The sequence below is a fragment of the Fluviispira multicolorata genome, from assembly GCF_009208585.1.
Lineage (GTDB): Bacteria > Bdellovibrionota_B > Oligoflexia > Silvanigrellales > Silvanigrellaceae > Silvanigrella > Silvanigrella multicolorata.
Genome location: NZ_WFLN01000006.1, coordinates 299,264 through 313,813 on the forward strand (window position 1 = coordinate 299,264; position 14,550 = coordinate 313,813).

Annotated in this window: 13 protein-coding genes; 5 read left to right on the forward strand and 8 right to left on the reverse strand. The window is 29.8% G+C overall.

Annotation, left to right across the window (positions count from 1 at the left end):
* Positions 1-48: 48 nt before the first annotated feature.
* Genes era through GCL57_RS07705 form a run of 5 tightly spaced genes read right to left on the reverse strand, consistent with a single transcriptional unit; the run spans position 49 to position 5,259 of the window.
* Positions 49-1,011 carry a GTPase Era gene (gene era, locus GCL57_RS07685; RefSeq protein WP_152212774.1) on the reverse strand — a complete coding sequence of 321 codons (963 nt, stop codon included), beginning with the start codon at positions 1,009-1,011 and terminating at the stop codon, positions 49-51.
* Complete coding sequence (locus tag GCL57_RS07690; protein ID WP_152212775.1) at positions 1,008-1,835, reverse strand: ribonuclease III family protein; 828 nt, start codon at positions 1,833-1,835, stop codon at positions 1,008-1,010. The genes era and GCL57_RS07690 overlap by 4 nt, the downstream gene beginning before the upstream one ends.
* Positions 1,835-2,929, reverse strand: coding sequence for a tRNA 2-thiouridine(34) synthase MnmA (mnmA, locus tag GCL57_RS07695; protein WP_211363242.1), 1,095 nt, complete (start codon positions 2,927-2,929; stop codon positions 1,835-1,837). Before mnmA ends, GCL57_RS07690 begins: the two co-directional genes overlap by 1 nt.
* 4 nt (positions 2,930-2,933) lie before the next feature.
* Positions 2,934-3,416 (reverse strand): hypothetical protein, encoded by a 483-nt coding sequence (locus GCL57_RS07700; RefSeq protein WP_152212776.1) that lies wholly within the window; start codon positions 3,414-3,416, stop codon positions 2,934-2,936.
* Between the two features lie 4 nt (positions 3,417-3,420).
* Positions 3,421-5,259, reverse strand: coding sequence for a DUF6178 family protein (locus tag GCL57_RS07705; protein ID WP_152212777.1), 1,839 nt, complete (start codon positions 5,257-5,259; stop codon positions 3,421-3,423).
* Between the two features lie 165 nt (positions 5,260-5,424).
* On the opposite strand from GCL57_RS07705, the gene GCL57_RS07710 reads away from it, so the two are divergent.
* Together GCL57_RS07710 and GCL57_RS07715 are read left to right on the forward strand one after the other, a co-directional pair.
* Positions 5,425-6,366 (forward strand): MBL fold metallo-hydrolase, encoded by a 942-nt coding sequence (locus tag GCL57_RS07710; protein ID WP_152212778.1) that lies wholly within the window; start codon positions 5,425-5,427, stop codon positions 6,364-6,366.
* Between the two features lie 84 nt (positions 6,367-6,450).
* Positions 6,451-8,379 (forward strand): exonuclease domain-containing protein, encoded by a 1,929-nt coding sequence (locus GCL57_RS07715; RefSeq protein ID WP_152212779.1) that lies wholly within the window; start codon positions 6,451-6,453, stop codon positions 8,377-8,379.
* Positions 8,380-8,414: 35 nt separating this feature from the next.
* On the opposite strand, the gene GCL57_RS07720 is transcribed toward GCL57_RS07715, so the two are convergent.
* Positions 8,415-9,548, reverse strand: coding sequence for a glycosyltransferase (locus GCL57_RS07720; protein WP_152212780.1), 1,134 nt, complete (start codon positions 9,546-9,548; stop codon positions 8,415-8,417).
* Complete coding sequence (locus GCL57_RS07725) at positions 9,526-10,776, reverse strand: oligosaccharide flippase family protein (RefSeq protein WP_152212781.1); 1,251 nt, start codon at positions 10,774-10,776, stop codon at positions 9,526-9,528. The genes GCL57_RS07720 and GCL57_RS07725 overlap by 23 nt, the downstream gene beginning before the upstream one ends.
* A 530-nt stretch (positions 10,777-11,306) precedes the next feature.
* Here GCL57_RS07725 and GCL57_RS07730 point away from each other — a divergent pair.
* The 3 genes from GCL57_RS07730 to GCL57_RS07740 all read left to right on the forward strand — a co-directional run bounded on the left by GCL57_RS07730 (position 11,307) and on the right by GCL57_RS07740 (position 13,898).
* The gene (locus tag GCL57_RS07730; protein ID WP_152212782.1) at positions 11,307-11,642 is read left to right on the forward strand and encodes a hypothetical protein; all 336 of its coding nucleotides are present in this window, start codon (positions 11,307-11,309) and stop codon (positions 11,640-11,642) included.
* Positions 11,643-12,028: 386 nt separating this feature from the next.
* On the forward strand, positions 12,029-13,003 hold the full coding sequence (locus GCL57_RS07735) for a hybrid sensor histidine kinase/response regulator (RefSeq protein ID WP_152212783.1): 975 nt from the start codon (positions 12,029-12,031) through the stop codon (positions 13,001-13,003).
* Positions 13,004-13,433: 430 nt separating this feature from the next.
* A complete protein-coding gene (locus GCL57_RS07740) occupies positions 13,434-13,898 on the forward strand; it encodes a hypothetical protein (protein ID WP_152212784.1) in 465 nt (154 codons plus the stop codon).
* 25 nt (positions 13,899-13,923) lie between these two features.
* On the opposite strand, the gene GCL57_RS07745 is transcribed toward GCL57_RS07740, so the two are convergent.
* Positions 13,924-14,379: a hypothetical protein gene (locus GCL57_RS07745; RefSeq protein ID WP_152212785.1), complete on the reverse strand. Its 456-nt coding sequence runs from the start codon at positions 14,377-14,379 to the stop codon at positions 13,924-13,926.
* Between the last annotated feature and the right edge of the window lie 171 nt (positions 14,380-14,550).

The following is a 14,550-nucleotide window of genomic DNA, read 5'->3' on the forward strand; positions in this document are numbered from 1 at the left end:
TTAGGAAATTATTGCCCTAGTCAAATTTTGAATTATTTTGAAAAGGAACTATTTTACATCATCTGGCTCTTGCAAACTTGCAAATTCCAATAACATATTTGAATTTTCGGTCCATCCTAGTTTAACTTTAACAAAGAGTTCCAAGAAAACCTTTCTTTCAAGATGACGCTCAAGCGAAATTCTCGCATCGGTTCCAAGGCTTTTAATACGGGAACCGTTTTTACCTATAACAATGCCCTTATGAGAATCCCTATCGACAACTATTGTGGCTGAAATATCTGTAACATTTTTTTTATGCTCAAATAGCTCAATAATAACTGCGATTTTATAAGGAAGCTCTTGACCTAATTGACGAAAAATTTGCTCTCTTATAATCTCTGCACATACAAATTTCTGCGGTCTATCGGTGAGATCATCTTCCGCATATAACCAATCTGCTTGAGGCAGTTGATCTAAGATAAAATGTCTCAATTTTGCAATTTCTTCGGGTCTTTTAGAGGAAATTGCTTGAGGAATATCTCCAATAAATTGACACTTAATTTCATCATTAGAAGCGATTTTTTCAGATAACGCTTGAAATCCTTCTGCAATGTTGATCATACCTTGTTCTACTTCTTCCATTTTAACCTTATCTGTCTTAGTTGCAAGAAGCAGGGCCTTTTTATTGTACTTTTTTAATATACCTTCTATCCAATTTGCGTCTTCTTCACTCCATCCTTGAGTAACATCAATTAGGTAACAGACAAAATCCGCATCACCAAGGACGCTCCAAGCAACTTTATTCATCACTTGATTCATTTTTGGCAATCCATGAGATTTATGAATACCAGGGGTATCTAATAGCAAGGCTTGATTATCACCTTCAGTATAAACACCTAATATTTTATTTCGAGTTGTTTGAGGCTTATTGCTCACAACAGCAAGCTTAGTACCTAAAAACGCATTTAGAAAGGTACTTTTACCTGCATTAGGCCGACCTAAAAGAGCTATATAACCACATTTTTTATTCATTTTTCTTTTCCAAAAAAACTTACAATCATTTCTTTTGTTAACTCACCACACTCAATTTTTTCAACAATCTTGTCTGCGACCTTTTTACTGGCTTCTCTTTTACTAGCTGCAGATGCTCTACCAATTTCAGTTTCACCAATAAATGCAGCAACAATGAAAAAGGTTTCTTGTGGAGTTCCTTCGGTTCCGATTGCTTTATAAACGGGAGGAACACCAATAATTCCTTGTGTCCATTGCTGAAGTTTACTTTTTGCATCAAACTTCAATAAAGTATCTTTTCCTGCAAGGAGATCTTCTGAAAATATTTTTAAAAGCCATGCCCGCGCTTTTTCTTCTCCGGCGTCTAATAGCAATGCTGCTGTAACGGCTTCAAAGGCATCTGCAAGCACATTGTCACGACGCTGAGGGTTGGAATTCATTTCAGCTTTACCAACAAGTAAACATTCACCAATTCCAAGATCACGGCTTTTTAATGCGAGATTTTCTGTACCGACGAGTGCAGCTCTAAGACGAGACAAATCGCCTTCTTGAAGAGTTCTGTGTTCTATCATTGCCTCAGATGCAACAAAAAAACTTAAAAAAGCATCCCCTAAAAACTCAAGTCTTTCGTTGGAAAAAATTCCTGACTTGTCTGTAGGCCAATAAACCAGAGATGAACGATGCACAAGAGAAATTGCTGCCAATTTTTTATCCTGATAACGATGCCCTTGAATTTCTCCAAGCTTATCAATATTTGCTTCGATCTGGGGAAATACACGACTTAATTTATTAAAATTAAGTTCTTTAAAGTGCGTCCTAAGTAAGGTAAGACGTTTTTCTAGCATTAGACAAAGACCTTATCAATAAAACCGCCACCAACAACTTCATCACCAACATATAAAACCGCAATTTGTCCGGGTGTCACAGATTTTTGTTGATTCACAAATTTTAAAGTAACAATTTCGTCATTTTTTTCTAAAATTGCTGGGCAAGGTTGTGAACGGTAACGAATTTTCACTTCAAAATTAATATTATTTCCAAAATTGCGAATCATATGAAATTTTTTAAATGAAAATCCTGAGCGATAAAGGTATTTATCTTCACCAGCAAAAACGATTCCTGTCTCAGAGTCAATACGAGTCACATACAATGGATATTCAGAAGAAATTTTTAATCCTTTACGCTGTCCAACAGTAAATTGATGAATTCCTGCATGAACTCCAAGTAAACGACCATCTTCATGACGAATTTCGCCTTTGATGAGATCTTCATCACGTGCTCTATCTGCAATAAATTTAGCATAATCATTATTAGGAATAAAGCAGATTTCCATGCTTTCTTTTTTAGCCGCATTTACAAGACCATACTTCTCAGCAATATTTCGTACTTCTGTTTTTGTTAGATCACCAACAGGAAAAAGCACTTTTGAAAGTCGATCTTGAGTCATGGAATATAAAAAATAACTTTGATCTTTCTTTGGATCAAGCCCCTTGACTAATTTATATTGTCCATACACTTCATCATATTGAATTTGCGCATAGTGTCCTGTGGCAACATAATCACAACCAAGTCGCTGTGCTCTATCTAGTAAATGATCAAATTTTAAAAAGGTATTGCAAGCTACACAAGGATTTGGCGTGCGGCCTTTTAAATATTCGTCAGTAAAATAGTCGACAACATTTTCTTTAAAATCATCTTGATAATCAAAAACGTAAAATGGAATTCCCAATTTATGTGCAACCATCCGCGCATCAGCTACGTCATCTAGACTGCAACAGGTATCAAACTTACTATTTGGATCACAACTGCTTTCGTTCTGAGTATAATCCCATAATTGCATAGTCACACCTATAACATCATATCCTTGCTCAACAAGCATTGCTGCTGCAACTGAGCTATCAACACCGCCAGACATTGCAATTAAAACTCTCTTTTTCATGCTCTTAAGTCTCAGATGAAATAAATTGTATATCGTAGTCCCCAAACCCATGCTGAGCTAAAAAGCTTTCGGCTTGCTCCTCAAGTTGAATATTACGAACAAATCCTCTTAAATAAAAATGAGTGCCTTCAAATTCATGTTTGCTCCAGTCAAGTGGAACAAAAATATCACGTTCTTCGATAAAATAATCTGCCCAATAGAGATCAAGATAATCAATCATGTTAATAGCAATATTACTATAGTTTATTTTATCTCCAAATTCTTTAACATAAAGACATTCAATAGGATATAAAACACTGTTGTCATTCTTTCTTAAAGAAACTTTGACTTGAACCTGTTCATTAGAAAACCCAGCTTCAATTTCAAATTCTTCATTCTCTAAATAAGCTGCATGCTTTTTATTTAAAATTTTTACAATATTCAAATATTCTTCTTGAGACCAAATATTTTCAATTTTATTTTGAGGTAAAAATGATAATTTTTTCATTTTCTTACTCCTTGCTTAAATTTCTATAAAAATTCTTAAGAAATAATTTTACCTTCTCAATATCATCTAAAGTCTCAAAAGGCTTTCTAGACTGAGTAAATTTTAATGTATCATTTATTTTATCAAAAGAAAGAATTTCAGGACACATAGGAATTCTGCTCAATAAAGACTCAATTACAAAGAATATTGTAGATGATAAATCACTTTCTATTGAGCTTAGCCAGACATTTACATCTGAATATTTTTGATTTTCAATTAATTTCACAAGAGAGACTTCTAAAACTGAAGAATCACTTAATGAAATACGGTGAACTGTTTTAAGACTATTTTTCAAGCCTGAGTCACTCGAATCTATTTCACAAAGAACCTGCGCTGTTTCTTTAGATATATTGAGTAACACATTCCAACCAACCTGAAAAAGAAACTCCGGTCCAACTAAATTAAGGCAATAGACACTTTTTTCTAAATCGTTTTTTTCTTCATCTAAATTAATATTATAATCAGAAGGAGTTAATAAACATAATTCTAAACCTATATTTAATACACCTTTGACAATAGCAAGCGAACGAACCAACGAATCATTGCTAATAGAACTCATAACTCCAGACAATAAAACATTAGAAATATGAGCAACTCTTTCTTTAAGATAAATACCTTTGACATGATCACTGTTCGTTATCTCATGAAAAGCTTTTTCAATTAATAAATTCATTTTATTAACTGAACGTGAATAAACAAACTCAGATCTAATAAGCAATTTCTGACATTTTTCAATAATTTTATCGGTAGATTCATTGATAAAATCTTTATCTTCATAAAAATATTCTGGTGAAATATTTTCAGACCCAGTGATTTGCTTTAAAGTTACATCCCCTAAAGCAAGTTGCATATAACGAACACCTTCTTCACAGTCTAACTTAGATAAAAACTCTGCAATTCCTTCATGAATTTCAGGATCAAATTTATGATCATGCACAACTGGCGCAGAGTTTTTATTCATTTTATTTAATGCTTCAATTCTTTTTTCTTCAAGTTTTCTAGCTTCATTGATAATTTGTTTTAAAGCATTTTTGCTCTTAGGTGCAAGAACTTTTAAAGCCTCGTCTTTTGCAACAAATCCTTGATCGGCTAGGCGCCCATTTTTCCAACGCAAACCATCTTCCAATGATTCTTGCCTTACAAGCATCGCAGAATGGGCAAATACAGACGCAGCTAAGCGCGCATTGTGTTTATAAAGAGAATCTACAAATGGTTTTATTTGTTCAAATGTTTCTGGATCCTCATCACGCAAACGTAAAAAGAACTTTTTATCTTCTGTAACCCACCAATTTTCTCTTACTTCTTCTGTTACTTGTGAAACACCATCAGGTATAATTTCAAATATTTTCGAGAAAATAAGAACTATTGTTTCTTCTTCAAGTTCAAGAAACCTCTCAACGGCAAATTCAGAACTTATTTGTAACCACAATCTGAGCCAAGACATAAATTTTTCATAAGAAATATCTTCTGATTGCAATTCATAGGATTTTTCCCAGAGATCAAAATCTAAAACTTTTTGAAGTTGCGTGCCGCGAATCCACTCAATCACTTCAATAGAGTCTTCCATTCCGTGCGCCATAATACTGCGATAAAGCAAATGAGCTGGAGCAACATGGGTGAGAAATGGCAACATAGGCTGCGCTGTGAGCCAATCTATATTCAATAATGCGGGTGCTAATGGATTTTCTGAGTCAGGCTTCCATGCAATACTGCGCAAACCTTCATCGGCAGCGCTCGCTAAATGATAGGAGCTTGCTTGATAAGTTTCTTGAGATAAATATTTTGGCGTACGTAGCATGAACATTTTTACCAACTCCTTGACCAAATTACCTTGCAACAGGCAGTCTTATAAAAAGAGTATTTATATATAAAGCGGATAACACATCTGTACAGAGGGACGAAAAACCGAGGTATCAACTTCAAACAGTTTGGCCGTAGCATGTAATAAAGGATTGCGGAAGGAGAATTTGTGGCTCATCGCTCGCAAAAGAGCAAATCTCCAAAAAAAACAGTGTTATCTACTAACAGTTCTCTTCCAGGTACTGAGCAATTTGTTACCTTTTGGGGTGTCCGAGGAACTATTCCTATCCCAGATCAAAATATGCTGAAATATGGAGGAAATACTTCATGCATTGAAGTCCTTAACATTTCTCCTACGAAACATAATTCTATTATATTTGATGCGGGTACAGGGATTATAAAGTGCTGTGAAAACGCACTCTTACGGGGAGATAGAGTCTTCCACCTATTTTTTTCCCATATGCATTACGACCATATCATAGGTTTGACAAAATTCATCCCTTTTTTTAGAAAAGATTGCAAAATTCATATTTATGGACAGGCTAAGATATCAAAATCACTGAAGGAAATTATTCAGCACTTTTTTATTTCACCATTCTTTCCAGTCGAATTCTATCAACTTCCATCCTTAAACAATATATTTTTTCACGAGCTCAATGGCTTAAATCACATTGATATCGAAGGTATTCGCATTGATATTCAACCCTTAAATCACCCTCAAGAAGCTCTTGCCTATAGAATTTGGAGTGAGGATAAGAAAACAAGCATCGTCTATGCAACAGACCATGAACATGGCTCAAATCTTGATATTGAATTGGAAAAATTTATTAAAGGAACAGATATTTTTATTTACGATTCTACATTTTCTGAAAATAATTACAAAAATCATATTGGCTGGGGGCACTCCACAGCAAAAGAAGGGGCTACGTTAGCTAAAAGTGCAGACGTCAAAAGTTACATAATATTTCATCATGATCCTTCAAGCACAGATATATTTCTTGAAGAAAAAATATTATGTGAAGCAAAAAAAATATTCGAACAGAGTTTTCTTGCAACCGAATATCAAACCATAAACGTCAGCGAGCTACATACGTTATTGACGACAAAGTAATATTATGGGAGATAAGAGGCGTGGATGACGGCATTTACTATCGTCCGTTAGCCCCTTTCTTTACTTCGCTTGGAATGATATCAAATGACGTTTCAAAATAAGCACAATCGCTCATTTAAGCCTGGATTTAAAACCCTGAGGAAAGAGCAAACCCTTCCCACAGAAATCATTGCGAACCCAAATCGTCCGCAATGGCTCAGTCAATTACCGGCTCAAATTGATATTGTTTTTTTCGATCTAGAAACAACGGGCGGTAATCCACAAAACAGCTCAATTATTGAAATTGGTGCAATTAAATATAAACAAGGCAAAGAAGTTGGACGTTTTGAAACTTTAGTAAATCCCAGAAGACACATTCCAAGTATTGTGCAAAAAATCACTCATATTAATAATGAAATGATAAAAAATGCACCCACATTGGAAGATATTTTTGACGATTTTATAAATTTTATTGGAGACTCTGTCATTGTAGCACATGGTGCACAAGGAGATATCGCTTATTTAATTTATCACATGAAAGAATTAAAAAATTTAGAGTTTAAAAATTTCTATTTTTGCACCCACCTTATTGTTTCAAATATTCTACCAGAGGCTCCTTCAAAGACTTTATCTGGCGTTGCTGAATATTTTGAAATTCCAGTTTTAGATGCGCACAAGGCTCTCGATGACGCTGAAATGACGGCTTCTGTCTTCTGGAAATTACTCGAAGTTTGTGAAAAAAATGGTTTTAAGACTTGTGAAGACATCTTAAAAATACAGGCCGATGCCGAAACTATTCGTAAACTTGGCCCCGGAATTAATCCTTCTATCGTAGAAATTGTTCCTACTACACCAGGGTTACTTTATATTTTAAATTCCCATCATGAAATTTCATATATTACAGCAAGCGCAAATATAAGAAAATCTCTACAGCAAATGACTGAAATTAGTCTCGATAAAGAGATGAATCGAATTATTGTTGACGCATCAGGTTTTAAATTTGAACGCACCAATAATTTATTAGAGTCTCTTATTCAAGAAAAACGTGAACTTAAAAGACTTTCTTTAACAATTGATCCCAGAAAAAGCCAAAGCAGAAGCGAAAATTTCTTACAAATATTTATTCCAGAAGATATGCTTGAGTATGCTCGAGAATTTCCTCACAAAGTTCCTTTTATTATTTCTCAACATGAAGAAATTCACAATGGTGATTTTGAAGAGGAAGAAAATTATTTTGAAGACAATAAAATAAATAATAATTTATATGCAACATTTGGCGAACAAGATGACTCCATTATTCCAATTACAAAAACAAGAAAAATTTTAAGCAACTCACGTACTGATAAATTTAAAGTATTAAGAAGACGAAATCATGAAAATGAGTCTTGCATTCGAATAGGTCATTTAAAAGAAGGGATAGGTTATTGCTTTGGGCCATTTGCTCAACCTAAAGCAGTACTTCAAGAAGTTCAAGAACTCAATAATCTCTTTCCATTTGAATTTAACAATTTCACCATGCAAGAACGCTTTGCTCATTTGCGAGTTATTATCTCATTATTAAATGGAAATATTGATCTAGAAATCAAAAAAATTGAAAGAGAAAATAAAAAAATACAAGCCTTTAAAAACTTTTCAAATTATTTACGCAATCTAAAACTCATTAAAGACGCCACACATGTTTCAGACTTCTTTCAATCAAATTTTATTGGAAATATACCTAAGTCAGGCATTTGTTTAATTTCTAATAATGACTTTAAAGAGTTTGATATTGCTGTTGTCGTAAGAGGAAGAGTCGCTAAAAAAACACGACTCCCTTTTGAACAAGGCGAAAGACTCAAAAGCCCTCGTTATTTTACAAGACTGTTTGAAAATTATTATGATGAAATCATAACTCCACTTTCCCCAATCATCTTTACCGATGATCATTGCTCAGATATGGAATTATTTTCATATTGGCTACAAAATAAAAAAGGTGAGGGAGAATGGGTTGAGTTCTCTGAATTAGAACCATTATTTAATACAACATTGCTTTAAATATTCAGAATTTTATTTCAAAAAATTCTGAATATTTAATTTAATTCCTGGAAAATTTTTTCCCACTTCGCTAAAATAAATTCTTCTTTAAATTCATGTATTCGAATCAATCCACTTTCAATATAAGACTCTCGTTCCATATTTGAAAGATTGATTGCCTCTTCTAGTTTTTTAGTTAAGCTTTTCTCATCATATTCTTCTAAAACAATGCCGCATTTTCCATTTAAAAGTATTTCTGAAAATGGACTATTTTTGGTTTTATATGCTGCCATAATAGGTACTTTTAAAAACATTGCTTCAGCCAAAACAAGAGGAAGTCCCTCAAAATAACTTGCCATCACAAATAATTTAGCATGTTTTAAATAGCGAAAAACATTTGAATCAAACCCCATTAAAAAAACCTGATTTAAAAGTCCAAGTTCACAAATTAATTTTTCGAGTTTATCATAGTCTTGACCATCTCCAAAAATCAAAAACTTTTCCTTACAAATTTTTTCTGAATATAAATTCGCATATGCTCTAATGAGGGTTTCAAAATCTTTTGGATATTCAAGTCTTCCAATTCCAATAATATAATTATTATCTCTATATTTACTGTTATCTAATGGAAGATCACTCATACTTTGTATTAAATTAAAATCTATAATATTATATATGAGTTGTCTCTTATTAGAAACAAAATTTTTCTCAAAAGAATCTAGACTGTTTTGCGAGACTAGGATTGTACAATCAGTATATTTATAACATAATTTTGAAAAATATTTTATATAAAATCTTTGCTTTTCAAGATGTTTCACTAAGTTTGTATGAATCCATGCAATGGTTTTTTTCCGCAATATTTTTGCAATTAACACACTAAAAAATGTCGGCCAATATTCTAAAGATCCAATTATTATATCAGATTTAAACGCAGACTTAAGTAACTTAAAAATTAAAAAATGAAAATTTTTATATAGACTACCTTTTCCCTCAACACCTGTTATTATTTTAAAATCCTTTGAAATCTCAGTATTATATTGAATATTATTTCTTATCAGAAATAATGTTATTTCATATTTATTTTTATCTAATTTTCTAATTAAATTCAAAAGAGCTCTTTCTGCACCACCTATTCTTAAATCCATAATTATAAAAAATAATTTAATTTTATTTGATTTCTGAAAGCTCATTTTTTAAAGAATCTCTTTTCATATTTGGGGTATAAAACATAAAAACACATAGGAATGATTGTCCAATTATATAAGAAAAAATTGCACCATTTGTACCATAAAACTTCGTAAGAATAAAATTCAATATAATTGTGATTATTATTGAAATAAACTTTAATACAGTTACTAAACCTTCTTTTTTTAAACTAATTAAATAATCATTAAAAGGAGTATAAATAGCCTGAAAGATAAGAACTATGCTCATATAGCGTAAAATTAAATTTGTTCCCTCATAATTTTCTCCAAGAAAGAACTCAATAAAAAACGAAAATATAATTAAAGAAGAAATTGCAAATAAAGCATATAAAATAGTATATTTTTGAATTTGAAAAGCGTATCTTCTACATTCTAATTTATTTTTTTTTGCTAAATCAAAAAACTTTCTATACGCAATAGTTAAAATTGAATTAAGTGGTAAATATGCGATGAAAACAAATCGAAATGCAGATGAATATTTTCCTAATTCTGAATATCCAATCAGTGATACTAAAATAACTTTATCTAAATTAGCATATAATGACTCTGTTAGTGTCATTAAAGAAAACCACCGCCCATTTTTTATATGCTCTTTGATATTATTAAAATCTACATTAAATTTTCCAAATTTTTTAGAAATTATATAATTACACACAAGAAAAACGATAAAATTTGAAAGCAATAAAAGAAAACTCCAATATACTAATAAATTATCATCAAGAGCATTATAAATGGGAAACGTATAAAGTATTATAGCTGCTACACATCTTACAATACCACTCAAAATTTGAATAAAAGAGGAGTAATTAAAGAAAGATTGAGAAATGAAAACCGAGGAAGCATTAACTAATGTTGAAGTAAAAAATATTTCAGAAATCAATAAAAGAAAAAATGGAAAAGCATTAATTTCTTTAAACCATATATAATTAATTAATAAACCAATTATTACCAAAATAACCGTCAAAGCTGATGTAATAACTAATGTTGAAGTATATGAAGTCTGAGGATCTTTATTATTACTTACATCTCTCACAATAAGTGGATAGCCACCCCAACCAGATATACTTGACAAAATGGAAGCTATACATATTGCTGCACTAAACTGGCCAAATAAATTTGCACCAAATTGATGCGCAATAATCCAAAATGAAACAATTTGGAATAAATATCTAAAAATGTACCCAGAACTCACATTGATTAAATTTTTAAACATATTAGTATGTTATCTTTCCTTTAAATTAAAGTCTCTTTCAAAACAGAGTTCTTATTTAAACCATTCCCAAACAAATAGACAATGTTTTTTGATGTTTTATCATTAAACCCATCTCGATATTTTTTTTATTTTATAATTGACGTAAATGTCTGTAACTATAAAACTTTACTATACACATATTCTATAATTAAATTTTCAGTATGACTTATTTCAATAAATTAATTTACAGTTTTAGAATTCTAAACTTGTCCTTCCCTTAAAAGAAAATCAATATGATTCTCATGATAGTCTGAAATCATATCGATTTTTGTCGCCCCTCTTCATGGTGAAAAAAAGTCGACTTGAAATAGGGGTTACGATCATAATAATATTTTTATAAATAGATTGACTGAAAATAATATAATAATATCGCTATTTAAATTTCTCAAAAATACATTCTTTAACTCACAAAAAATTGAATTTTTCGGAGATCCGTTAAAGTTTTATTTGTCAAATATATTCACAAATAATTATAATTATCGAGGAATTTATTGGAAAAAAATCTTTTATTAAAAAATAAAATTATTAAAAAATCAAAAGATGAGACGTTTATTATTATATTTGTTTCTATAATTCTTTCCTTAGGTTCATTTACCTTTTATTTATATGAAAAATATATAATTATTCCAGATAAAATAATTAATTTGACAATACCAAGTTTACTGCACTCTTTTCAAAGAGGTGATGATTTTTCATTGAAAAATAAATTATCCAATTTAGAAAGCAGCGACATCTTTTCTGCAATCTGGTTCGAAAATCAAAATAATTATAGTATCAAATTTGAACCAAAATTTTTACCAGAAATTTTGGTTCAAAATATAATTTGAAAATAAATAATTATAAATTATATTTGATACATAAAAATAAACTTCATGAAAAAAGAAACACATATATTCATTCAGCTCAAGAAGTAAATATATTTTCCATTTTAGTTCCCTATATTTTAATATTATTATTTTTAATATTTACCGCGAAAAGAATAATGAATTTACGTTACAAAAATTATAATTATATCATCTCACAAGTAAAAGAAGCAGTGATCAAAGGCATAATGTCCTCTGTACGTATACATGCCCATGATATATGAGAACCCTTTTCAAAATTAAAATTATTTTTGAATTTGCTAGAAACAAATTCAAAAAACAAGAACATTAATAACTTAGTGCCCAATATTAAGGATGATTTACACTATTCAATATCAAAAGTTGATTTTATGCTTAATAGTTTTATGTATTTTGGGGACATTAAAAATAATAGTGCAGATTCAATTGATTTCGAGACATTATTATTTCAATTACTTATGGATTTTACTAAATTTTCCTCAAATATCAAACTTTCATTTCGCTTTAAATTTAATCATAAAAGTAAAATTTATTTTAATAAAATTCAATTAAAAAGAGTAATTATAAATTTATTAATTAACGCAATAGAGACAATGAATAACCATGGCGAAATATGGATTGAAACACAAGAATTATCATTAAAGGATCAAAATTTTATCCAAATTACTTTTGGAAATTCTAACTCCTATATAGAGGATCAATATTTAGATAAATTATTTGAATTAAGTTTTACAATGGGAAAAGAAAACGGAAATAGCATTGGATTATATAGTGTAAAATCAATTATAAATTCATTTGGAGGAAATATTAAATGCTTAAGTAGCAAAAACATAGGAACTGAATTCATATTTACTGTCCCTAAAATAAATCAACTTAAAAGCAATGAATTTAGTTATTTATTACCTAAGAATTCAGTAAATATAATTGAATATAAAAATTTGAAAATGATTAAAAATAACAACACCACTCAAAGTAAGATTATTAAATTTATCAATTTAAATTTCAAAAGAATGAGTATACTCATTCTTGAAGATTGTGAAGTATATTTAAAATCAATACAGTCAATTATGTATAAATCAATGCAAATATACAAAAGTGATATTTATTTTTACACAGCAAATAACTATCATGATGCTGTAAAAATTTGCGACAAAGAAAATCCACAAATTATAATAACTGATATTGACTTAAAAGACATGCTTCATGATGGATTTGAATTTAATAAATATATTAGAAAAAAAAATGATGATACATATATTTTCGTACATACGAATCATATATTTTCAGAAGAGCGTTCGTTTGAACTTGGTGTAATTTTATTTAGATATGTGGAAAAATTCACTTAAATACAATAAGATACTTACATATAATAATCCAGAAAGTCTATTTAATGATATATTTTAAGACAATTCATTTCTTAGCAAAACTGAATGTATAATACTAGATTATTACTTTGATGGTATAAAGAAAAATATCGTACAAATGAACTTTATCAGTCTTTTGAGAAGATATGATTATAAGAATCCATGTTTTTTATCCTCAGTAGTTAAGTGCAGTGAGGAAGAGTTATTAGATTTTGATGGTTTTATTGAAAAAAAACCTCATACATTTGAAGAAATCAAAAATATTTTCCACAAAAATTTAAGGCGCATCATTATGAAAAAAGTTTTAACTGATGAACAAAAAAATTATTATTCTAAGTGAATTACCCATTTCTTGAAAGGGTTTAGAAGTCGCTCACAATATAACCTGTATGATACAGCGCAAATATTAGGCATGTCAGAATCAAACTATAGAAAATTAGAAATAGATGGCTATCCTGAAGAAAGCAAATTTATGAGTGCAATTAAAACGCTATATGCACTTGGTAGACTCGAAAACATGTCACTTCATGAATTCTCGTATTATTTAGAAAATCCAAATACACTTTCATTTTCTGAAATAAAAATCAATAAGACTGAATATGACAGGGCACTTTTTGGATGGGAAAAGTTATTACTTGAAAATTTTCATAACATTGATATTGACACAAGAACAGAATATATGGCTATTTTTTTATTAAAAAACGATAAAAATAATAATCTTGAACGAATAATCAAAATTTCCATTTTGATTAATGAATTTTTTATAAAAAAAATGGGCATGGATAATTTAAAAATTTTCGTTGCTATTATAGATTATGTTACAGCAAAAAATAAAGATAATAAGTTTAATATTGAAACATCTAAAAATTATTATTAAAAATATTCTCAATCTAATCTATATATTAAATAAATTTTTTATCCTCTTTTTTAAATTTTGTGTCCATCAATTTTTCCATTTCAATTTCTTTCTGCACTCTCAATTCATTTTCAATTTTTAAATTGAATGTATACTTATCCAAAGCTTTTAGGCGTAAATATTTAACCATCATAGTATGCTTTTTTATCTCTCTATTTAAAAAATAGAGATTCTCAAAATATTTGCGTTCATATTCGATTCTTAGAAGCTCTTTTTTTTGAGCATCTCGAATTGCTTCTGCATTAAAAAGCATATCCATAATTATTTTCTTTAGAGCTTCTTTATCAAGATATTTCTCTTTTAATCTTTCTTGATTTCGCACCTCAGTCAAATTATCAAAATGTCTAACATCTCGACGCCCTCGTGCCATAGCATATTGATGTTGTAATTCTGCAAATCTTTCCCAAGTGTAAGAAAGAGGAGAAAAGACATTTACCCTCATAAATTACACCTCCAATTATAAATCGGATATTTTTTAATATAAACTTAAATTTTAGGTTAAATCCTTTATTATTAATATATTATAATTAAATATAACTAGTTTTTTGCAAAAAAACTCATATTAATTTTTATTAATCATCGTATATCTATGGGAAATCACATAAATATATAA